This is a genomic window from Allohahella marinimesophila, assembly GCF_039538005.1.
Lineage (GTDB): Bacteria > Pseudomonadota > Gammaproteobacteria > Pseudomonadales > Oleiphilaceae > Allohahella > Allohahella marinimesophila.
Window position 1 is genome coordinate 124,819 of the sequence record NZ_BAABBO010000018.1, and the last position, 22,061, is coordinate 146,879.

General features: G+C 54.7%; 16 protein-coding genes. 8 read left to right on the top strand and 8 right to left on the bottom strand.

The features are described from left to right. Positions 1 to 27 precede the first annotated feature (27 nt). The 3 genes from traF to ABD735_RS17160 all read left to right on the top strand — a co-directional run bounded on the left by traF (position 28) and on the right by ABD735_RS17160 (position 5,936). On the top strand, positions 28 to 1,368 hold the full coding sequence (gene traF, locus ABD735_RS17150) for a conjugal transfer protein TraF (RefSeq protein ID WP_344808735.1): 1,341 nt from the start codon (positions 28 to 30) through the stop codon (positions 1,366 to 1,368). An 88-nt stretch (positions 1,369 to 1,456) separates the two neighbouring features. After that, on the top strand, positions 1,457 to 4,390 hold the full coding sequence (locus tag ABD735_RS17155) for a DUF748 domain-containing protein (protein WP_344808737.1): 2,934 nt from the start codon (positions 1,457 to 1,459) through the stop codon (positions 4,388 to 4,390). A gap of 220 nt (positions 4,391 to 4,610) precedes the next feature. Next, the gene (locus tag ABD735_RS17160; protein ID WP_344808739.1) at positions 4,611 to 5,936 is read left to right on the top strand and encodes a hypothetical protein; all 1,326 of its coding nucleotides are present in this window, start codon (positions 4,611 to 4,613) and stop codon (positions 5,934 to 5,936) included. A gap of 48 nt (positions 5,937 to 5,984) precedes the next feature. On the opposite strand, the gene ABD735_RS17165 is transcribed toward ABD735_RS17160, so the two are convergent. From ABD735_RS17165 to ABD735_RS17185, 5 genes are all read right to left on the bottom strand, one after another. Beyond that, positions 5,985 to 6,989 carry a CE1 family esterase gene (locus tag ABD735_RS17165; RefSeq protein ID WP_344808741.1) on the bottom strand — a complete coding sequence of 335 codons (1,005 nt, stop codon included), beginning with the start codon at positions 6,987 to 6,989 and terminating at the stop codon, positions 5,985 to 5,987. Next, positions 6,990 to 7,745 carry a tetratricopeptide repeat protein gene (locus ABD735_RS17170; protein ID WP_344808743.1) on the bottom strand — a complete coding sequence of 252 codons (756 nt, stop codon included), beginning with the start codon at positions 7,743 to 7,745 and terminating at the stop codon, positions 6,990 to 6,992. A 96-nt stretch (positions 7,746 to 7,841) separates the two neighbouring features. Further along, entirely contained in the window at positions 7,842 to 9,626 is a 1,785-nt protein-coding gene (gene aceF / locus ABD735_RS17175; RefSeq protein ID WP_344808745.1) for a dihydrolipoyllysine-residue acetyltransferase, read from the bottom strand. A gap of 16 nt (positions 9,627 to 9,642) precedes the next feature. Then, on the bottom strand, positions 9,643 to 12,297 hold the full coding sequence (aceE, locus tag ABD735_RS17180; RefSeq protein WP_344808747.1) for a pyruvate dehydrogenase (acetyl-transferring), homodimeric type: 2,655 nt from the start codon (positions 12,295 to 12,297) through the stop codon (positions 9,643 to 9,645). A 198-nt stretch (positions 12,298 to 12,495) separates the two neighbouring features. Beyond that, entirely contained in the window at positions 12,496 to 12,828 is a 333-nt protein-coding gene (locus ABD735_RS17185) for a PilZ domain-containing protein (RefSeq protein WP_344808749.1), read from the bottom strand. A gap of 238 nt (positions 12,829 to 13,066) precedes the next feature. On the opposite strand from ABD735_RS17185, the gene ABD735_RS17190 reads away from it, so the two are divergent. From ABD735_RS17190 to ABD735_RS17210, 5 genes are all read left to right on the top strand, one after another. Further along, the gene (locus ABD735_RS17190; protein WP_344808751.1) at positions 13,067 to 14,182 is read left to right on the top strand and encodes a branched-chain amino acid ABC transporter substrate-binding protein; all 1,116 of its coding nucleotides are present in this window, start codon (positions 13,067 to 13,069) and stop codon (positions 14,180 to 14,182) included. 128 nt (positions 14,183 to 14,310) lie between these two features. Further along, positions 14,311 to 15,234 carry a high-affinity branched-chain amino acid ABC transporter permease LivH gene (gene livH, locus ABD735_RS17195; protein WP_344808753.1) on the top strand — a complete coding sequence of 308 codons (924 nt, stop codon included), beginning with the start codon at positions 14,311 to 14,313 and terminating at the stop codon, positions 15,232 to 15,234. An 11-nt stretch (positions 15,235 to 15,245) separates the two neighbouring features. After that, positions 15,246 to 16,553: a high-affinity branched-chain amino acid ABC transporter permease LivM gene (locus tag ABD735_RS17200; protein ID WP_344808755.1), complete on the top strand. Its 1,308-nt coding sequence runs from the start codon at positions 15,246 to 15,248 to the stop codon at positions 16,551 to 16,553. A 4-nt stretch (positions 16,554 to 16,557) separates the two neighbouring features. Further along, on the top strand, positions 16,558 to 17,313 hold the full coding sequence (gene livG, locus ABD735_RS17205) for a high-affinity branched-chain amino acid ABC transporter ATP-binding protein LivG (protein ID WP_344808757.1): 756 nt from the start codon (positions 16,558 to 16,560) through the stop codon (positions 17,311 to 17,313). Further along, complete coding sequence (locus tag ABD735_RS17210; protein ID WP_344808759.1) at positions 17,313 to 18,014, top strand: ABC transporter ATP-binding protein; 702 nt, start codon at positions 17,313 to 17,315, stop codon at positions 18,012 to 18,014. Before livG ends, ABD735_RS17210 begins: the two co-directional genes overlap by 1 nt. Positions 18,015 to 18,194: 180 nt before the next feature. Here ABD735_RS17210 and pnp read toward each other — a convergent pair whose 3' ends face one another. The 3 genes from pnp to truB form a co-directional block, all read right to left on the bottom strand. Next, positions 18,195 to 20,315: a polyribonucleotide nucleotidyltransferase gene (gene pnp / locus ABD735_RS17215; RefSeq protein WP_344808761.1), complete on the bottom strand. Its 2,121-nt coding sequence runs from the start codon at positions 20,313 to 20,315 to the stop codon at positions 18,195 to 18,197. 352 nt (positions 20,316 to 20,667) lie between these two features. Beyond that, positions 20,668 to 20,937, bottom strand: coding sequence for a 30S ribosomal protein S15 (gene rpsO, locus ABD735_RS17220; RefSeq protein WP_344808763.1), 270 nt, complete (start codon positions 20,935 to 20,937; stop codon positions 20,668 to 20,670). A gap of 74 nt (positions 20,938 to 21,011) precedes the next feature. Continuing rightward, positions 21,012 to 22,058 carry a tRNA pseudouridine(55) synthase TruB gene (truB, locus tag ABD735_RS17225; protein WP_344808765.1) on the bottom strand — a complete coding sequence of 349 codons (1,047 nt, stop codon included), beginning with the start codon at positions 22,056 to 22,058 and terminating at the stop codon, positions 21,012 to 21,014. Positions 22,059 to 22,061: the final 3 nt, after the last annotated feature.

Sequence of the window (22,061 nt, forward strand, 5' to 3'; positions counted from 1 at the left end):
GTCAGAACCACACGAGTGCCGATGCTCATGAACACCTCCCACATCAGATTCAAGACACTCAGTATCAACGCACTCGCGACGTGCCTGACGCTCAATGCCGTCAGCATACAGGCTGCGCCTCGCGGCTTCACTGACGCCCGATCGCTCGGAATGGGCCGAACTGGCATTGCCATCGAGAGTCCACTGGCCGCACCGTTCCTGAACCCGGCCCTGTTGGCCATGCCAGGCGAGAAGGCAAGCCGGAGCACCAAGCTGCTGCTGCCATCACTACGCGGCAGTGCAGCGATGGACGAGGATCTGGTCGATGACATCGACGACTTTCAGGATAACGACCGCTGGGACGAATTCGTGGATGCGGTGGATGCCTTCAACGGCAGTAACAGCGGAGCGACCGAGGCGGAGGCGCGAGCGGCACTCGCCAATGCCATCGACAAGGCGAAAGCAGTTGATACGAGCCTGGGTAACGTCGACCGCGAAGCTTTGCAGTTGCGCCTCGGGCTCGGTACCGCACTGTCAAGAACAGGCGGTGACAAACCTGGTTATGCCGTATTTGCCAGCACGAATGTCGAGATCAACGGTATCTCCAGATATAACGACTCCGGCACCGTCAATGCCGTCATCGATGCCGCTGAAGCAGCGCTGGAAGCTGCCGACTCAAGCGACCCTTCAGGCCTGAGCAGCGATCTGGAGAGACCCACTGATGATCCGCAGTCAAACGCAAGCGTACTCGGCATTGCCGTTGCAGAGGTCGGCATCGCCTACGCTCACAATATCCGCCTGGATGCGGCCAACCTTCAGCTTGGTGTCGCCCCAAAGCTTCAGCATGTGCGAACCTTCGACTACACCGCCAATGCCAATTCTTTCGATGAGAACGATTTCGATGCTGGCGAGTCCGAAGAGCAGAAGACGGTGTTCAACATGGACCTTGGCGCATCGGCCCAGTTTGATCATCTCGAGGCCTTGTCGTTTGCGCTGGTGATCAAGAATATCGTGCCGCACGAGTTCGACACAGCCGGCGGCAATACGATGGAGCTCAACCCACTTGTCCAGGCGGGCGCTGCCTACACGGGAGATAATTTCGTAGTCACAGCCGAACTCGATCTTACTCGCAGTGAAGGCGTGGGCTTTGAAGGCGACCGCCAGTTACTGGCTGTCGGCGGTGAGTTCAGCCCCCTCGACTGGCTGCACTTGCGTGGCGGTGTGAGCAAGAACCTGAAGCATGGCGGTGCGGAAGGCGGCGATATCGACCAGGATACACTCGTGAGTGCCGGCCTCGGCTTCAGCCCAGGCAGTACGAGGATAGATCTGGCAGCTTTTGTCGGCGAGTCGACAACGGGCGCAGCCTTCCAGCTTGGCTTTCTGTTCTGATCTCCTCTCCGTTTTTAGGAGTATGACTCAGTACACTTGCTGAGTTCCCGTTCGGCAGGTGCCATCCTGCCGATCGAGGAGCTGAGCAATGAACGTCGACACACGACTGACAACCAAACAGTGGTTCAAGTCGAAACTGTTCTGGCTGCTCTTCGTTATCCTTCTCTATACACTCATCGGCTTTTTTCTCGTCCCCTACCTTGTAAAGTCCTACACGCACGACCTGTTTCAGGAAAAATTTGGTTGGGAAGGCGGCCCGGCCGATGTCAGCTTCAATCCTTTCGAATTTGCCCTGCAAATGAAAGATCTCGACGTTTGGGATGAATCGGGCACTCGAGTCCTCGGCTTTTCAGAACTCGCTGTTAATTTCGATCTCGGGTCCATCTACTACCAGGCCTGGACGCTCGAACCCTCGCACGTCAACGATGCTTACGTCTTCGTAGAAGTCGACGAATCCGGAGAGACCAACTTCGGGAAGGCATATGACGAGCACGCTACGGTTGAAGAGACTTCTGAGCCGGCCGGATCACTTCCGCGCATCCTGCTGAAAAAAATTGTAATCGCCGATGCGCAATTTGAGGTTGACGACCAGAGTCAGGGACAACTGGTCGAGCACGATGTCAGCCCGGTGAACCTGATTGTGGAAGATTTCGTCACTTACGAAGGCCGTGACGGACGCTACTCAGCCTCGATGACTTTTGGTGAATCACAGGCCCTGGAGTGGGAGGGCTCAATCGATGCAGAGCCATATCGTTCCAGGGGTGTGATCGATCTGTCGTCTTTCAAGGTGCCTCATCTGTGGCCCTACGTCGAACCCTATGTCAATTATCGAATAACAGAAGGCGAAGTCAGTGCCAGGGTAAATTACGACTTCAGTTTGCCGTCGGCAGACGATCAGCCCCTTCATCTGACACTCAGCAAAGGTGAAGTCGAATTTTCCAACGTTAAAGCGGCTATTCCCAACACGGATGCCTTTGATGACGAAAGCCTGGGCACCATGAAGGCGCTCGGCGTACATGACCTGTCATACGATTATGCCAAGAGCGAACTGGCCATCGATGAGGCCTACCTGCGCGGGCTGGACCTATCCCTCGTCAGGAACGACAGTGGCCAGATCAACCTGCTTTGGCCCTACGCTGATGATAATGATAGCGAACAGGGTGGCGAGACCGAGAGTGAAAACGAGTCTGACGCCGCCAGCAATTCCTCCGATACGAACGACCCCTTCAAATGGCAGATCAGCAAAACTGACATCAGCGAGTCGCGCTTGACGTGGACGGATAACACACTCGAAAACCCAGCCGCCATCAGTCTCAACAGCATCGCCGCAACAATGCAGAATCTCGACCAGAACCTTGATGAGGCCAAGGCGTTCGAAGCGTCGCTTCAGCCGGAGAACTCCGGTGCCATCAGTTTGCAGGGCACAGTGACGCCTGCCACTGTAGAAGCGACCACTTCACTGACCATCGATGCCCTCTCGATTCCACTGGCACAGAATTACGTCAGTGAGTTCATGAATGTGCGACTCAACAGTGGAACAGTGTCAGCTCAAGGCCAGCTCAAGCTTACGGGCGATAATCAAATAGGCAGCTTCGATGGCACGATCACCAGCGAAGACTTCGACGCAAGCGACCCAGTCCTTGAGGAGGCTTTGCTGGGTTGGGAAAGCGTCACTGTCGAACCTCTACAAGTGGTGTTCCAGCCAGTAGAGATCGATATTGAGACCATTACCCTCAGCAAGCCCTCCGGGCAGTTCCGAATAGGTGAAGACGGCAATACCAATTTCTCTGCGCTAACTACCGAAGGTGGCGAAGAACAGCAGGCCGATTCAGGAGGCACAGAGTCTGATGATTCGATAGCGGCAGAAGCACCTCCATTTATCAACATTGCCAGAATTCAGATTAATGAGGCGCAGTTTCACTTCATGGACAACAGCCTCGAGCCCGCCGTCGACCTGCCTATGGAGTCGCTCAACGGCTCAATTACCGAGTTGTCCTCAGCTCAGCAGGTCCGTAGCGATGTTGCCCTGGAGGGCGCAGTGGGCGAGTTTGGTGAAGTCGGTATCGAAGGGACAGTCAATCCGTTGGCCGAACAGCTTTTTGTTGATCTCGGTATCAATGTCGAGAACTTTTCACTCACACAGGTATCGCCCTATTCGGTCAAATTTCTTGGACGCAAGATTGAGGAAGGCAAACTCCGGCTCAAGCTGGAATATCTGGTACAGGACGGTGAGCTCGATGCCTCCAACAGCATCGTCATCAGCGATTTCAGTTTTGGAGAAAAAGTCGAGAGTGAATCGGCGCTGGATCTGCCGATAGATCTGGCGATCGCGCTGCTGAAAGACCGGAGCGGCCGCATAAGTCTGGACGTCCCAGTGGATGGTAGTCTCGATGATCCGGACTTCGACATCAGTGCCATTCTCTGGCAGGCCTTTCAGGATGTACTGAAAAAGGCGGTCACGTCTCCCTTCGCCCTCGTAGGCAAGCTGTTAGGGGGCGACGAAGAAAAACTCGAAGCCATTCGTTTCGACGCCGGATCCCACACGCTCTCTGGTCCCGCTTCAGAATCGCTCAAACAGTTGTCACGGGCACTGCAGGAGCGTCCTTCCCTGACGCTGGCTGTCCAGGGTCGGGCAGTGAGAGAAATTGATGGGCCTGCCCTGGCACAGGCGCGACTCGACAAAGCCCTGGAGGATCGCCGCCAGAAAGGCCTTGATGAGGTAGCCGCCTACAGGGATTACCTGAGATCCGAGGGCGTGGAACTGCCGACGCCTCAGGACGAGTCGGCATCTGACGAGTATGTTGAGGCGCACAGGACGGCCTCGCTCGAAACGGCGAAGGTATCCGAAGACGCCCTGCAGCGCCTGGCCGTTTCGCGCAGCCAGAGCATCGGCAAAGCCTTGGCCACTGACTACCAGGTAGATCCAGAGCAGCTTCAGACATCTGCACCGGACATCGACGCAGAGGCGGAGGGTGAAGATAACGAGCAGGTTGAGGTGCGATTTCAGCTAAGTGCTCGCTGATACAGGCGATTTTTACATTCCTGCAACATCTATTTACACAAAGCATCAATTCGTTTCTACCCATTATTGCTAAAATCTAATCTAAACCTGTCCTAAGTACCTATTTACTTTAATTTTTCCTTTGCTCAAACTTCATACAGCTTTTAACTAAGTTGGCCTGTCTTTTGCTTAGGCTATAAGGATGGTTAAGCCAGTTTTTAAATCTCGAGGTGTTTTTAGTATGCGGTATGGCAATGTAGCGAACGGGTTCAAGCTCACGGCACTTACGGTTGCGTTACTGTCACTTGCGGCCTGTGGCGGCGGCGGTGGTAGCAGCAAGAGTAAAGGTAATCCGGCGACTGTAAATCCCGACCTGCCTATAGACAACTCAGGGGATCCCGTTGGCGTTCCTACCACGCCCCCGGTAAATGAGACTCAGTTTCAGACCCTAAATGAGGCTATCGCTGGTTTCAGTATTTTTGTTCAAGACCCAGTCGTCCCATCGAATGCTTGGGAGAAATGTGGTGAGCCGAGGTTCAGTACCTATACCGTAGGTGAGCGAAAGCTGAATGTGGGCTTCCGCGGCGACAACGTTTTCAACTTCGCCCAGGAAGAAAGGATGGCTCGTATTGCCGGCCTTGCACTGGAAACCACTTTGTCGAACTATGGCTTCTTCGGCACCGAGGACGGACTGAGATCGCAGGCGCTCCCATATTACGTATGTGTCAAGGCTGAGAACTCGCCCCTCAATTCGACCGAATTTTTTGCTGAAATGGGACCCTTCGATCAAGACAAGGGCTTCTACCGCCAAGCCAAAGATCAACTTGCCAATTCTTTCGTTGAGCGCTTGAGAACTACGACAGACAATTACGATCAGGTGTACTTCTGGTTTGATGAAGGCCTTGCGAACTATTCTGGCGACAACCTGTTAATTGGTTCGCCAGTCACTTGGCAAAACAGCTTTGCTGGACCGGACGCGCTCCCGAACCCCATGACGGTTGAAAGGCTTCCTAACGATGCTGCTGGATCACCTTCAGATCCGAACTCAAAGTTCTTCACGCTCTATCCTTACTACGCCACCGTGGTCGCCTACTTTCTCAGCGACTCAGGTTTGGGTCTCACGAAGGAGGACATGGCAAACTTGTTACAGAGAGGGGTGGCTTTGAATAACTTTGGCGCCGCCTTTACTGAAGTGAGCCCAGTAGACTACCCAACAATAAAGGCTGAAATTGTTCCGAGAGTCACCGCATGGCTTGAGCAGGAAAGCAGCACTACCGACTTGATTGGCCTCGCCGCCGACAAAGGTGCGGTGACTGGTGTGACAATTCAACGGAAGCCGGATTGGCAGTTCGAGCCCATAAAGGGCTACAACATTGTTCAGCAGTCCTCTGGCAACTATTCATTCGACTCGCTGGTGTATACACTTGATGATGACAATTACGATCTCTACCTCACGACCGCGAGCGGCTGTTTGAAGAGTCAGGTAGGTGTGACTGCTGGCAAAGCAGCTCCATCGACTGAGGTGAGTGGCGCTCAATCAATACCCTGTAACCAGATCCCTCTGTAATTCGAAGAGGGCTCGCCCTCTTCCAGAGTGAGACAACCAAAGGCGTACCTACTCAGGTACGCCTTTTTTTTGCTTCCGTGCTTTGCTGGCGTCCATCCAGTCGAGGATGTAATCAGTGGCATCGACTTCGTCGCTGACGCCGCCACGCCAGGTCAACCATGCCAACCATTGCGGTTCACCTGGCCAGGTATGCCCGGCGTTCTCGAGGGTCATGACTTCGACGAACTTCTGTGACTCACAGTCATCGAAGAAAGCCTGATGTCGAACACTGCCATTACTGTCGCGATTGAGTCGAACGGTAATCGGCTTCGGTTCGCAACCATTGATCTTTCTAAAAGCTTCGACGGTGCCATCACGCGAAAGAATATTGCCGAACAGGAAGTCGAACCAGAAAATATCCCCACCACTCGACGGCAGAATCCAGTCATCGTCACCGTAAATCATTAACAGATCTGAGTAGGCCTGAGGCTCGCAGTCCTGCACAAGGCGCCCTGGCAAACTGCTCACGACGGTGGCTGCGCCAGCGATCTCCAGACCGCCGAAGCCGCTTTCCTGGGATTGGCAGAGTATACGCATGGCGAGCATCCCGCCGCTGGACATGCCGACAATGTAGAGCGGGCGCCCTGGGTAATCCGCAGCCACCGTCTTTACAGCCCCTGAGATATACCCAAGATCGTCAGCATCGAGCCATTCAGCCATAGTGGTCCGGCCACCACGCCCGTCATTCCAGCTTCGGCCAATACCCGATGGATATATGACTACATCTCCACGTTTCACCGCCTCTTCAGCAAAGCCGGTGATCCATTCTGTTGTGCCCGGCGGCGCCAAGGCAGGATGAAGCATGAGAATCAGTGCGGATGGGTCGTTTGGCTCAGTAGTCGAGGGCGACACGACATAATAACAACGGTCAGAGCGATCATGAATTTCGCAGACTTCCCGGGTATGGTCGAAGCTGCCCAGCACCGTATGGTATGCACAGCCCGCTATCGCCGACGATAATAACGCAGCAGTAAGCCCTGCTGCGATTCTGTTCATCTTTTTAGTAAACTGCATCTATTCCTGAGCGTTGAGATCGACGAGACCTGCTTTCTGCATCTTGAAGGCACCAATCTTTTCCAATGCTGCCTTCCTTTCCTCTTCAGTGGTCTTGGAGGCCAGGAAGGAGGTAAAGACTACCGCAGGCTTGAAGCCGGTTTCAGAACTCAGCTTCGACCACTTCAACGCTTCGATGAGATCCTTTTCAGTGCCTGCCGCAGTAGCGTAGGCGTAGGCCGCATTGTACTGACCAAAGGGGTTGCCCTGTTCGGCTGCCTTGAGAAACCATTCGAGTGCCTTGGCTTCATCCTTGTCGACGCCCTCACCGAGGCTGTAGCGTAATCCGAGGTTGTACTGCGCCGTAGCGTTGCCACCTTCTGCCGCCTTTCTGAACCACTCGACTGCTTTGGCATGATCAAGCTCAACGCCCTTACCGTTGTTATAGGCCTGACCAACGCTATTTTCCGAGGGGTGATGCCCCGTATTCGCACCGATCATGAACAATTTGAACGCTTTTTCGAAATTCTGTTCGGTACCTCGACCGTGATCGTACATCATGGCCAGCAGGTAGGTGGCCGCCACTTCGCCCTTGTCGCTCTGCTTCTGGAGCAATTTTATGGCGTCTTCGTACTTCTCTTCCTTCAACAGCTTTGCGAGCTTGTCTGCCTGCTCGATCGCCTGGACTGGCTGAACAGCAAAAAGGGCCAGACAGAAGATCGCACTGACGAGCGATTTAGCGGATATCAAACGGATAAATGCAATGAATCTGGACAAGGACGGAGTACCCTCTTGTTGTATTAGTATCCGACGGGCCAACACCGGCCCGCCTGCTCAGGTATTTCTTCTATATCGCCATGCTACCACAGCCGTTTACAACAACATGTGGCGTATATCACCAAGCAGCTCACCTAACAAAGATGTAAAGCGGGCGGCGTCCGCACCATTCACCGCTCTGTGATCGTATGAGAGCGACAGGGGCAGCATGAGTCGAGGCTGGAAATCCCCGTCGATATAGACCGGCTTGATGCTGGCTCTGGACACGCCAAGGATAGCAACCTCAGGCGTGTTGACTATAGGCGTAAAGGCCGTGCCACCAATGGCACCGAGACTGGAGATGGTAAAACAGCCACCCTGCATTTCGCTTGATTTGAGTTTCTTGTCGCGTGCTTTATTGGCCAGCTCAATACATTCACGGGCTATGTCCCAGATACTTTTTTCATCGACATTTCTAATGACTGGCACCAGTAAACCAGACGGGGTATCCACCGCCATGCCGATATGTATGTACTGCTTGTGGACAACCTCATGCCGATCGAAATCCTGTGCCACATTGAACTGCGGGATGCGTTTGAGCGCAATGGCACAAGCCTTCAGAAGAAATGGCAAAATAGTGAGCTTCGTGTTCTGACGTTCGGCAGCCGCTTTCTGAGCCTTGCGAAACGCCTCAAGTTCGGTAATGTCAGCATCATCGAACTGGGTAACATGGGGAACGGTCTGCCAGCTGCGACTCATGTTTTCCGCAGTCAGCTTCTGGATTTTCGTCATCGCCTGGCGACTGGTCTCGCCAAACTGGCTGAAGTCCGGGAGGGGCACAGAAGCTACGCGCAGGCCACCTCCAGCGCTGCCAGCCTTGCCGACAGCCTTCATGTTCGATTTAACGAAATCCTGCAGGTCGTCTTTCAGGATTCTGTGTTTCGGCCCGGACCCTTCAACATCGCCCAGATTGACGCCAAGCTCGCGCGCCAGTTTCCTGACCGCCGGGCCAGCATGTACAGCACTGGAGGCAGGCTCCCTGCCATCTGTTGCTTCCCGACGCTTCTTCGGCGCCTGCTCGGCCTTGCGGGATTCCGAGTCATCGCCTGAATCCTTTTCAGCCGCCGACTTTGCCTTTTCATCACTCTGCTTCGCAGCGCTCTGCGAGCCAGCGCTGCTTTTCTGCTTTTCTGAACGATCAGCCGACCCCTGACTGCCACCCTCTACTTCGATCCTGACCACCGGCGAGCCCTGCTTCACCTTATCGTTCACCGACACAAGAATCTCTACGACCTTGCCACCTTTCGAAGCTGGCACGTCCATGGTGGCCTTGTCTGACTCGAGGACGACCAGAGAATCCTCTGCCTTGATCACATCACCCACAGCGACGCTGATTTCGATCACAGGTACTTCATCGAAGTCACCAAGATCGGGCACTGTCAGTACCTCGGTAGACCCGCCTTCGTCCTCGGCATTGCTCGACCGTTCCACGGCGTCTTTGTCACGATCTTCTGCATCAGCATCCGATTCAGCGTCACTCGAGGATGTCTCTTCACTTTCAGCGCTGTCATCTTCGTCCCGGTCATCAGCCTCCAGGTCATCGTCCTCAGCGTCAGTAGCTTCATCATGTTCACTGGCCTTGTCCTTGTCGCCGCCATTCTCATCGTCAGCTTCTTCAAACTCTGCGATCACATCGCCTTCGCTCAGCTTGTCTCCCACCTTGACCTTGATCGACTTGATCCGGCCGCCTTCAGGTGCGGGTATGTCCATCGACGCCTTGTCCGATTCCATCGCCAATATCGAGTCCTCTGCGGCGATATCATCGCCTTCAGACACGTAGATTTCGATGACTTCGACGTCACTGGCACCACCGAGATCGGGAACCTTGATTTCCTTGCTCATCTCTCTATCTCCCCGATCAGGCTACGGCTGGATTCTGTTTATCGGGATCGATGCCCAGATCCTCGATGGCCTGGGCAACGACATCCGACTTGAGCACACCGTCCTGCACGAGGGCGTCAAGTGCCGCGACCGTGACGTAACGATGATCGACTTCGAAATGCGACCTGAGCTGCTCACGGGTATCACTTCTGCCGAAGCCATCGGTACCCAGCACCTGATAAATGGAATGTGGCACAAACTGTCTGATCTGATCCGCAAACAGGCGCATATAATCGGTCGCCGCTATCACAGGGCCCTTTTTCGACTTAAGGCATTGAGAAACGTAGCTTTCACGCTTGTTTTCAGAGGGATGCAGCATGTTCCAGCGCCGCACATGGTGACCGTCGCGCGCCAGTTCGGTAAAGCTGGTACAGCACCAGATATCCGAGTCGATATCGTACTTGTCGTTCAGTAGTTTTGCCGCCTTGCGCACCTCATTGAAGATGGTGCCGCTGCCGAGCAACTGGACCCTCGCCTTGCCGTTATGGCTGCCCTCCTCGAACAGGTACATGCCCTTCACGATGCCGTTCTCCACGCCCTCTGGCATGGCAGGATGCTCGTAGTTCTCGTTCATCAGGGTAATGTAGAAATAGACGCTCTCGTTTTCTGCGTACATGCGTCGCATGCCTTCACGGATGATGACCGCGACTTCGTAACCGAAAACAGGATCATAGGACACGCAGTTGGGGATCGTCGCCGACAGCACATGACTGTGACCGTCCTGGTGCTGCAGACCTTCGCCATTGAGCGTGGTGCGACCAGCGGTTCCACCCAGCAGGAAACCGCGGCATCGCATGTCGCCAGCGGCCCATGCCAGATCGCCAACGCGCTGAAAACCGAACATGGAGTAGTAGATGTAGAACGGAATCAGCGGGTAATCGTTGTTGCTGTACGAGGTCGCCGCCGCCATCCAGGCCGCCATGGCACCGGCTTCGTTGATGCCCTCCTCGAGTATCTGACCCTGCTTGTCCTCGCGATAGAACATCATCTGGCCGCTGTCGTTGGGTGTGTACTTCTGACCCTCTGAGGTATAGATACCCAGTTGCCTGAACATACCTTCCATGCCGAAGGTTCGCGCTTCATCAGGCACGATGGGCACGATGCGCTTGCCGATCTGCTTGTCCTTGACCAGTGTGTTGAGGACCCTGACAAAAGCCATGGTCGAGGAGATCTCACGACCATCACTGCCCCCGGTTACAGCCTTGAAGGCATCGAGACCGGGTATGGGCAGCTTCTGCGTGTCGGGACGGCGCTTGGGCAGATACCCACCGAGCTTCTCCCGACGCTTCTTCATGTACACGGCTTCCGGCGAGTCTGGCGAAGGCCGGTAATACGGCAGTGCCTCGATCTCATCGTCCGGGATCGGTACACCGAAACGGTCACGGAATTTCTTCACCGTCTCGATATCCAGCTTCTTCAGCTGATGTGAGGTGTTCTGCGATTCACCCTGCTCACCAAAGCCGTAGCCCTTTACCGTATGAGCCAGTATTACTGTCGGCTGCCCCTTGTGATGCGTCGCAGCGTGATAGGCAGCGTAAACCTTGTAGGGGTCATGTCCGCCACGGTTGAGGCGGTAGATATCTTCATCGGTAAGATCTTCGACCATCTTCAACAGCTCAGGATATTTGCCGAAGAAGTGTTTGCGGGTATAGGCGCCGCCATTTGATTTGTAGTTCTGCATTTCGCCATCGACAGAGAGGTCCATGGCCTTCTGCATGAGACCGTTGTCGTCCTTCTCGAACAGTGGATCCCAGTGGCGGCCCCAGACGACTTTGAGTACGTTCCACCCGGCACCGCGGAAAACGCCTTCGAGCTCCTGAATGATCTTGCCGTTGCCACGCACAGGGCCGTCGAGTCGCTGCAGGTTGCAGTTGATGACGAAGATGAGGTTATCGAGCTTTTCGCGACCCGCCAGGCCGATGGCGCCGAGGGTTTCAGGCTCATCACACTCACCATCACCGACATAACACCACACCTTGCGCTCGGAATGGTCACTCAGCTCTCTGCTGTGCAGATACTTCATGACGTGCGCCTGATAGATGGCCTGTATGGGCCCCAGTCCCATGGATACCGTAGGGAACTGCCAGTATTCAGGCATGAGCCAGGGATGCGGATAAGACGTCAGCCCACCGCCATCGACGTCACTCCTGAAACGATCCATCTGTTCTTCGCTGATACGACCTTCCAGGTAGGAGCGTGCATAGATGCCCGGCGAGGAGTGGCCCTGCCAGTAGATGAGATCTGCCTCGCGCTTGTCGTCGCCACCATGGAAGAAATAATTGAAACCGACGTCGTACAAAGTGGCAATGGACGTGAAGGTCGACACGTGCCCGCCTAGCTCGCCAGGCCGCTTGTTTGCCCTCAGCACCATGACCAGCGCGTTCCAGCGTACCAGTGAGCGGATGCGCCGCTCCATGAACAGGTCGCCTGGCATTCTGGCTTCCTGAGTGACCGGAATCGTATTTCTGAAGGGTGTCACGATGGAGTACGGCAGCTGTGTGCCATCGCGAGTGGCGCGTTCGGCAAGTCGGGTGAGGAGATAGCGGGTTCGCTCTATGCCCTCATTCTCAAGAACCGATTCTAGCGAGTCCAGCCATTCACGGGTTTCAATCGGATCTGCATCATCGTGCATCGAACGCTCCTGAGTTTTTGTCGATTTATTAATAGGAACTACAAGATAGAACTACGAAAACAAGCGGAGGGCAGCCTTGCCTCGTGCTATCGGCGTGCCACAACTATATGAACAATCGAGCCGGGAAATAAAGGCTTGGACTGACTTAAAGACGAAATAATGGCAAGCGCACCATGCACCGGTGGTGATAGCGCTGCGTCAGATGATGTTGAAGGAGTAATCGTGAAGGAATTTCTCGTCTTTTTCCGAAATTTTTTCAATCTCGGTACCAGCCATGTAGCTCGCCTTTCGGATGACGCTATGACGCACTATCACGATGCAGAGAAACTCCCAGGTCTTGCCGCTGTGGCGAACCTCGATGCGAAGCATCAGCTTGGTATTGAGCGGGTATTGCACCTCTGTATCCAGCAGAAAGCCCTGAGCCGAGGCATTCTCCACCTTGCAGATGGTCATAGATTTATCAGGCGCTTGGGCAATACAGCGCCATCCCGCAGCGCGGCGGGGACTGCGTCGACCTTCTTCGCTACTCATCTGGCCTGCATGGCTGAAGAATTGACTGTGCGGAGGCACTGTCTGGAAATTGCTGACACGGTCATGCCCCGATCCTGTGGTTGAAATTTACGTCCAACTGGCAAGTATAGGCCAGTGGACAGCAGCGTCACCCCGATGCTGCCACTTTTCTCCGCGCGCAATTGCCAGTAGTATCCTTGCAATGCTGGCAGTACCGACCGCCGCATGAGCCTCTCAGACTGATACAGGAAAGTGAGACATGAATAAAACTATAAGACTCACCACGGTTGCCACTATTGCGGCGTGCTCCATGACTGCAATGACTGCAATCGCGGAAGATATCAAGATTGCCATTGCCGGCCCGGCAACTGGAGACGTTGCTCAATACGGCGACATGCAGTTCATGGGCGCCAAGATGGCGGTTGAGCAAATCAACAAGGCCGGCGGTGTCGACGGCAAGATGCTCAAGGCAGAAGTCTTCGACGACGCCTGCGAACCGAAGCAGGCCAACCTCGTTGCGAATAAGATCGTCAACGAAGGCTACAAATATGTTGTCGGCCATCTCTGCTCAGGCGCCACTCAACCAGCTTCGACGATCTATGAAGACGAAGGCATCGTGATGATCACGCCAGCGTCCACCAGCCCTGACATCAGCGACCGCGGTTATGAGATGATTTTCCGCACCATCGGCCTGGACAGTGACCAGGGCCCGACGGCGGCCACCTATATTGCAGACAAGGTCAAGGCGAAAGCCGTTGCTGTCATTCACGACAAGCAGCAATACGGTGAAGGCATCGCCACAGCCGTGCGCGACAGCCTGAAAGAAAAAGGCATCGAGGTCGTAATGTTCGAAGGCATCAACAAGGGTGACAAGGATTTCTCTTCCCTGATTTCGAAGATGCAGAAAGAGAAGGTCGACTTCGTCTACTACGGCGGCTACCACCCCGAACTCGGGCTGCTGCTGCGCCAGTCAGGAGAAAAGAACTTCGAGGTCCAGTACATGGGTCCAGAGGGCGTGGGCAACAAGGATATCAGCACTATTGCTGGCGAAGCATCTGAAGGCCTCCTGGTCACCCTGCCCCCAGCCTTCGACAAGCGCGAAGAGAACAAGGAACTGGTCAAGGCTTTCGAAGCCAAGAACGAAGATCCTAGCGGCGCGTTCGTCCTGACTTCCTATGCTGCCGTCCAGGTCATCGCCGATGCGATCGAGGGTGCCGACAGCACTGATCCAAGCAAGGTGGCTGAATACATCCACGAGAACAGCTTCAAGACGCCCATGGGCGAGATTTCCTTCAACGAGAAAGGCGATATCGCCAATTTCAAGTTCGAAGTTTACAATTGGCACAAGGATGGTACCAAAACTGCTGCAGAATAGTGGTAGGATAGCCACCGTTTTGTGGGCGCAGGGGCCATGGCAACAACATTGCCGACTGCGACAGTGAATGTAGACTGAAAAGCCCAGCCACGAGCTGGGCTTTTCGCTTGATCAGAGAAGAGCATCACATGGGCGAATTCTACTACTTCCTACAACAGTTCATAAATGGCATTACCCTCGGCAGCGCCTATGCGCTGATCGCCATCGGCTACACAATGGTCTATGGCATTATCGGGATGATCAATTTCGCCCACGGCGAAATCTACATGATCTCAACCTATGTGGCCTTCATTGCCATCACCTGTCTGGCGATGCTTGGCATCGAATATCTCCCCGTCGTCTTTCTGATCGCACTACTGACCACGGTGCTGATTTCAAGCACTTTCGGCTACGCGCTCGAACGGGTGGCCTACCGTCCTCTACGAGGCGGCAATCGACTCATTCCATTGATTTCTGCCATCGGCATGAGCATTTTCCTGCAAAACTACGTGCTACTGGGCCAGAGCTCCCGCGATGTCGCGCTACCGCAGATGGTATCCGGCGGCATCACCATGGGTAGCGACGACGCCTTCCAGGCGACGCTGTCCTATATGCAGATGATTATCCTGGTGGTCACACTCATCAGCATGGCGCTGCTGTCCTGGTTCATCTCACGGTCAAGAACCGGGCGTGCATGCCGCGCTGTTTCGGCAGATATGAAGATGGCCAGCCTGCTCGGGATCGATACCAACCGCATCATCGCCATCACCTTCATCATCGGAGCTTCGCTCGCCGCCGTCGCTGGTCTTCTGCTCGGCATGCATTATGGTGTTGCCAACCCTTTCATCGGTTTCATCGCTGGATTGAAAGCCTTTACCGCCGCGGTGCTTGGCGGCATCGGCAGTATTCCCGGCGCGGTGCTGGGCGGTCTCATACTTGGCGTCGCCGAGAGCATGACTGCTGCCTATATCAGTTCTGAATATCGTAACGTGGTCGCATTTGCGCTGCTGGTTCTCATATTGCTGTTCAGGCCGACGGGAATACTCGGAAAGCCTGAAGTCGAAAAAATCTAGGATACGCCAGCATGCGCTCAACCTTACCCAGTGCGGCCTTCGCTGCCGTCATCATGTTCATCCTGACCTTCCCATTGCTCGGCCTCAAACTCGAGCGGGAGGGCGTTACACTCACCGTCAATGGTGCCGACACCGATACCTGGATCATGATCGGTCTTGGTGTTGCCGCCGTGTTCTTTTTTCAGCTATTCAGACCCTCGATCGTATCGGCCCGGCAGCGGGTATTGGGGCTCTATCCAAGTCATGGTCGCTTCAATTTCGACGATGGATTCAAGCAGAGATTTGAAAAAGTAGCGCTGTTCGCGTTGCTCGGTCTCGCACTGATCTGGCCCTTCATCAGTGACCGAGGCAACATCGACCTGGCTACACTGGTGCTGATCTACGTCATGCTTGGTCTCGGACTCAACATTGTCGTAGGCCTCGCTGGACTACTGGATCTCGGCTACGTCGCCTTTTACGCTGTCGGCGCCTATAGTTATGCCCTGCTGTCACAGTACTGGGGCGTATCGTTTTGGGTGGCCCTGCCGATAGGCGGCCTGCTGGCAGCCTTCTTCGGCTTCTTACTCGGCTTTCCGGTGCTGCGGCTACGCGGAGATTACCTGGCCATCGTCACACTTGGTTTCGGTGAAATCATCCGTGAGCTGCTCAACATCCACACTGACCTGACCGGCGGCCCGAACGGTATCGGGGGCATTCCGAAGCCCACCCTGCCAGCCATTCAGCTCGAACCCGAACCAGCCCTTGTGGCGCTCGAATTTGGCCGTCGTGCCAAGGAAGAAGGCAACCTGACCTTCCATGAGTTTTTCGGCCTCGAATACAGCTCTGAAACCAAGGTCATGTTTCTTTACCTCATCGCACTTGCACTGGTCCTGTTGACATTGTTCGTCATCCGTCGACTGACCAAGATGCCTGTGGGACGGGCCTGGGAAGCACTGCGGGAAGACGAAATTGCCAGCCGCTCGCTCGGTCTCAACAAGACTCGCATCAAGCTGTCTGCCTTCACAATTGGCGCGAGCTTTGCCGGCTTCGCAGGTTGCTTCTTCGCAGCTCGCCAGGGCTTCATCAGCCCCGAGTCTTTTACCTTCATAGAGTCGGCCATCATCCTCGCCATCGTGGTACTCGGCGGCATGGGCTCACAGATCGGGGTCATCTGCGCCGCGATCGTGATGATCGTACTGCCGGAAATGGCCAGGGAGTTTGCCGAGTACCGCATGCTGATATTTGGCGCCATGATGGTACTGATGATGATCTGGCGGCCTGAAGGGCTGTTGCCAGTCAAGCGTTCGCACATTCAGATCAAGACCTCACAGGAGTCGTAAAAATATGTTGAGAGTCAAAGATCTGACTATGCGTTTTGGCGGTCTCGTCGCCGTCGATCAGGTCAACCTCGAGTTGAAGGAGCAGGAGATCGTATCGGTTATCGGCCCCAATGGCGCGGGCAAGACCACGATCTTCAACTGCATTAGTGGTTTCTATAAGCCGAGCGGCGGAGAGATCAGCTTCCGGAACGCGCCTATCCACAACCTGCCTGATTACAAGATCTCGAAACTCGGTATGGTGAGGACTTTCCAGCACGTGCGTCTTTTCGGCAACATGACGGTGATCGAAAACTTGCTCGTCGCCCAGCACCGACACGTCAACACTGGACTGCTGGCTGGTCTGTTCGCCACCAAGGACTATCGCCGGCGCGAAGAGGAAGCGATGGAGCGTGCGACCTACTGGCTGGAGAAGCTTGATCTGATCAAGGTCGCCAACCGGGAAGCCGGAAATCTTTCTTACGGACAGCAACGCCGGCTGGAAATTGCACGCTGCATGGTGACTGAACCGCACGCATTGTTGCTGGATGAGCCTGCCGCTGGCCTGAATCCGCGGGAGACACGAGACCTCAACGAGCTGATCATGCGCCTGAAACTCGACTATAACGTAGCCATACTCCTTATCGAGCATGATATGGGACTGGTCATGGACATCTCTGACCGTATCTATGTGGTTAACCAGGGGAGGCCCCTGGCCACCGGGACACCGGAAGAGATCAGGAACAACCCCGAAGTCATCAAAGCCTATCTGGGAGAAGCCTGATGCTACGTTTTGATGCAGTTCACGCCCATTACGGCAAGATAGAAGCGCTCCATGGCATCACACTGGAGGTGAAGGCCAACGAAATCGTGACCCTGATCGGCGCCAATGGTGCCGGCAAGACAACACTGCTGATGACCCTCTGCGGTGATCCGCGGGCAAGCAGTGGCACCATCGAATTTGATGGTCAGCCAATCCACCAACTGCCAACAGCCGAAATCATGCGCTCGGGCATTGCGGTCGTTCCTGAGGGGCGCCGGGTTTTCTCTGGCATGACTGTGCTTGAAAACCTGCATATGGGCGGTTTCTTCACCGACAAGGCGAGCTTCCATCGCATCCTTGATGAAGTTTTCGAACTCTTCCCGCGGCTAGCCGAACGCAAGGAACAGCGCGCTGGGACGATGTCAGGCGGTGAGCAGCAGATGCTGGCCATCGGCCGTGCGCTGATGAGCAAGCCACGGCTGCTATTGCTGGACGAGCCCTCGCTGGGACTGGCCCCAATTATTATTCAGCAGATTTTTTCCACCATCGAAACGCTGCGCGAGAAAGGTATGACCATATTCCTGGTCGAGCAGAATGCCCACCAGGCACTGCAGTTAGCCGACCGTGGCTATGTTCTGGAAAATGGCAGTATCGTACTGCACGATACGGGTGATGCTTTGCTGGCAAACGATGCCGTGAAGAACGCCTACCTCGGAGGCTGAGCCGGAGGCCCAGACCTTCATGTAGCCGATACAGAAACGGCGCCGGGAAGACTGCTGTTACACAGTTTCTACCGGCGCCGTTTTTGTTTGCGGACAGCGAAATTACCTTCCCTGCCTGCGATATCGATAGCGACTGGCATGAGGCCTCTTGTCGAAGCCTCAGCTGCCAATCAGAAGCACTTACTCAGCAGGCTGCAGCTCAGCCTTGTCTTCGTCAGTCACTTCCTTCATGGAGAGTTTCACACGTCCACGATTGTCGACGTCGAGCACCTTCACGGGCACCATGTCGCCTTCCTTGATGTAGTCAGACACGTTCTCGACACGCTCCTGAGAGATTTGCGAGATGTGTACCAGACCATCCTTGCCAGGCAGGAAGTTGACGAAGGCACCGAAATCGACGATTCGCTCGACCCGGCCCTGATAGACGCGACCGATTTCAGCCTCTGCCGTGATCTCGTTGATACGGAACAGTGCCTTGTCTGATGACGCCTTGTCGGCTGCGAAAATCTTGATCGTGCCGTCATCTTCGATATCGATTGAAGCACCAGACTCTTCACAGATAGACCGAATGGTGGCACCACCCTTACCGATGATGTCACGGATCTTCTCGGCATCGATCTTGATGGTCTTCATCTTCGGTGCATTGTCTGCCAGCTCTTCACGCGACAGCGCAAGAACGGCATTCATTTCGCCAAGAATATGAAGACGAGCGTCCTTGGCCTGATTCAGCGCCTGCTCCATGATTTCTTCGGTAATGCCGGTGATCTTGATATCCATCTGCAGTGCAGTGATACCGCCTTTGCTACCAGCTACCTTGAAATCCATATCGCCGAGATGATCTTCATCACCGAGGATATCGGTCAGAACGGCGAAGCGATCGCCATCCTTGATCAGACCCATCGCAATACCAGCGACTGGCGCCTTCAGCGGTACGCCTGCATCCATGAGCGCCAGAGAGCTGCCGCAAACACTGGCCATGGAGCTGGAGCCGTTGGATTCAGTGATTTCGGATACTACGCGCAGAGCGTAAGGGAAATCTTCATAGGTCGGCATCATGGCCTGGATGCCCCGACGCGCCAGACGACCATGTCCGATTTCACGACGGCCTACACCGCCAATGCGTGATACTTCGCCAACCGAGTATGGAGGGAAGTTGTAATGAAACAGGAAGTTCTCTTTCTTTTCGCCTTCCAGTGCATCGATCCGCATGACATCCCGTGTGCTACCGAGCGTAGCCACGACGAGCGCCTGTGTTTCACCCCTGGTGAACAGCGCTGAACCATGTGCATTAGGCAGGACACCGACTTCAACAGCGATCGGACGAACAGTCGTGGTATCGCGACCGTCGATTCGCGGCTGCTTGTCTAGGATCTGATTTCGAACGGTCGATTTTTCGAGCTTGCCGAAATAGCTCTTGATGTCCTCAGCATCGAAACCGTTGCCATTTTCATCAGCTTTCAGCTGCTCAACAGCCTCTTTCTTGAGGTCGCCAAGCGCCTTGTATCGTTCCAGCTTATGACGAATGGCGTAGCTCTCAGCCACGCGTGAGGCAAACTTTTCAGACAGGGCAGCCTTGAGCTCTTCATTGACGGAAGGCGGCGTCCACTCGAACTTCGGAATATCGACCTTTGATGCGAAGTCCTTGATAGCCTCGATAGCGACCTGCATCTCTTCATGAGCATACAGAACTGCGCCGAGCATGATGTCTTCGGAGAGTTCGCTGGCTTCTGACTCAACCATCAGTACCGCGTCAGCGGTGCCGGCCACCACCATGTCGAGCCGTGACTTCTCGAGATATTCGAAAGTGGGGTTCAGCGTGTAACCAAGTTCGTCGGTGTAGGCAACACGAGCGCCAGCCAGAGGGCCTTCAAAAGGCAATCCCGCAATTTCAAGCGCAGCGGCGGTGCCCAGAATAGCCGCGATATCTGGATCCTGGGTCTTGCCAGCAGACAGGACGGTACAGAGGATCTGAACTTCGTTGTCGAAACCCTTTTTGAACAGCGGACGAACTGGTCGGTCAATCAGTCTGGAAGTCAGCGTTTCCTTTTCACTGGGGCGGCCTTCGCGCTTGAAGTAGCCACCAGGAATCTTGCCTACGGCGTAGGTTTTTTCCTGATAATGAACTGAGAGTGGAAAGAAGCCACGGCCAGGAACGGCCTCCTTCTGGGCTACGACAGTACACAGCACGACGGTGTCGTCGATGGTGACCATGACAGCAGCCGTGGCCTGACGGGCAACACGGCCGGTTTCAAAAGTGACTTGTGCGTTTCCGTAACGGAATGATTTTGTAATTGGATTCACTGAATTTCCTTCAAGTATTGTTGGATCAGTGTTGGACGCTTGAGTTGGCAATGAGGTTCACAGCCATTTGGGGACGCCCAACGAGAGCTCATTCGGGCAATAGACACTGATGCGTACGACGAATACCGAGGAAATTCTGAGAAACCGATTTAGGACTGGCCATAGTGACCCTTGATTCTACCCATAGACGATGCGGGCATCGCTTTACATCAGAACCAGGAACACGGACCAGCAATTCGGCTTTACGGAAGTCCCTCGCAATTCGAACAATCAATTGTTTACTACACGAACGCGGGGATTATAACCCTCGGCAGCCTGGGCTGCCAAAGGATTATAAAGAACGGAGAAATGACTAGCGACGCAGGCTTAAACGCTGGATGAGGCTCAGGTAACGCTCATCGTTCTTGCGCTTGAGATAATCAAGCAGCTTACGACGCTGGTTAACCATGCGAATCAGACCACGACGTGAATGGTGATCATGCTTGTGCGCCTTGAAGTGATCCTGCAGCTTGTTGATGTTATGCGTCAACAGCGCAACCTGTACTTCAGGTGAACCGGTATCGCCTTCCTGAGTCTGGTAGTCCTTCAGGATGCCTGCTTTTTCTTCAGCTGATAATGACATAGATATTTCCTCAGTATGCTTAAGATAAAAGGAACCAAACCGCGCATACGTACAGTCGGCTCCGGTAAAAATTCTTACTGCAGATTCGCTACAATCGCGCCGGTATTCACCAGTTTGCAGATCTCCAGCCTGAGCCGGGGATGGCCTGCGTGGCCAGCGGCTTCCTCGGACGGGTGAACAAGGCCCAGAAAACAGCCCAGTCCATAAGCCCGATAAAGCGGCTTTTCCGGCAATGACGCATCTGCCAGATCCTGCGGCTTGATCGCCGACAGACCCAGTCCAAGCCCGGGGTCGCGGATTATAACCTCTCTGCCGACGATAAGCGAGCGCGCCGCCGCATCATCGAGCTCCAGTCTGGGCAGATGCTCAAGCGCTGCGTCGACAGGTCGAATCGCAGCCACGAGTGTGGCGGCTTCCGCCTGAAGCAGCTCCGGTGCTCGTTCTATTCGATCACCTGCCGAGTCCAAGCCCGGCTCGAATCGATCTGGCAGTTCGTAGGCGTCCTCCAGCGAAAACGGACCACTCGCTGTACGCCTAAGGCTTTCGAGATGAGCGCCGAACCCCAGCTCCTGGCCGATGTCCTCGGCCAGGGTGCGGATGTAAGTACCCTTACTGCAGCTAACTTTCAAGGTCAGGTATGGTGATTCATGCGAGACGATTTCGAGACTTCGTATGACGATACTACGCGCCGGTCTGTCGACAGATTTGCCTTGGCGGGCGAGTTTATAGAGCGGCTGGCCCTTGTGCTTCAAAGCAGAGTACATCGGCGGCACCTGCTCTATTCGACCGACGAATCTGCTGATGACGTCATTGAGCTGCGCCTGGTCAAACTCGGGAGGCACTGGCTTTTCTTGCAGGATATCGCCCTCACGATCCCCTGTTGAAGTCGTCTGACCAAGACGGACCACCGTGAGATAGGTCTTGTCGGCATCAAGAAAGAACCTGGAAAACTTGGTGGCATCGCCGAGGCAGATTGGCAATAGGCCTGTAGCCATCGGGTCGAGGGTACCAGTATGACCAGCTTTTGATGCGCCAATGAATCGCTTCACACGCTGCAGGGCAGCATTTGAAGACAAGCCAAAAGGTTTGTCGATGCACAGCACGCCGTCAAGTGCCTTCACGCT

Excerpts from the sequence above, each read along its gene's own strand:
- ABD735_RS17210 (WP_344808759.1), top strand. The coding sequence starts at position 17,313 with ATGCTACGTTTTGATGCAGTTCACGCCCATTACGGCAAGATAGAAGCG.
- aceE (WP_344808747.1), bottom strand. The coding sequence starts at position 12,297 with ATGCACGATGATGCAGATCCGATTGAAACCCGTGAATGGCTGGACTCG.
- ABD735_RS17155 (WP_344808737.1), top strand. The coding sequence starts at position 1,457 with ATGAACGTCGACACACGACTGACAACCAAACAGTGGTTCAAGTCGAAA.
- livG (WP_344808757.1), top strand. The coding sequence starts at position 16,558 with ATGTTGAGAGTCAAAGATCTGACTATGCGTTTTGGCGGTCTCGTCGCC.
- ABD735_RS17190 (WP_344808751.1), top strand. The coding sequence starts at position 13,067 with ATGAATAAAACTATAAGACTCACCACGGTTGCCACTATTGCGGCGTGC.
- ABD735_RS17200 (WP_344808755.1), top strand. The coding sequence starts at position 15,246 with ATGCGCTCAACCTTACCCAGTGCGGCCTTCGCTGCCGTCATCATGTTC.
- traF (WP_344808735.1), top strand. The coding sequence starts at position 28 with ATGAACACCTCCCACATCAGATTCAAGACACTCAGTATCAACGCACTC.
- aceF (WP_344808745.1), bottom strand. The coding sequence starts at position 9,626 with ATGAGCAAGGAAATCAAGGTTCCCGATCTCGGTGGTGCCAGTGACGTC.
- ABD735_RS17160 (WP_344808739.1), top strand. The coding sequence starts at position 4,611 with ATGCGGTATGGCAATGTAGCGAACGGGTTCAAGCTCACGGCACTTACG.
- livH (WP_344808753.1), top strand. The coding sequence starts at position 14,311 with ATGGGCGAATTCTACTACTTCCTACAACAGTTCATAAATGGCATTACC.
- rpsO (WP_344808763.1), bottom strand. The coding sequence starts at position 20,937 with ATGTCATTATCAGCTGAAGAAAAAGCAGGCATCCTGAAGGACTACCAG.
- ABD735_RS17165 (WP_344808741.1), bottom strand. The coding sequence starts at position 6,989 with ATGCAGTTTACTAAAAAGATGAACAGAATCGCAGCAGGGCTTACTGCT.
- ABD735_RS17185 (WP_344808749.1), bottom strand. The coding sequence starts at position 12,828 with ATGAGTAGCGAAGAAGGTCGACGCAGTCCCCGCCGCGCTGCGGGATGG.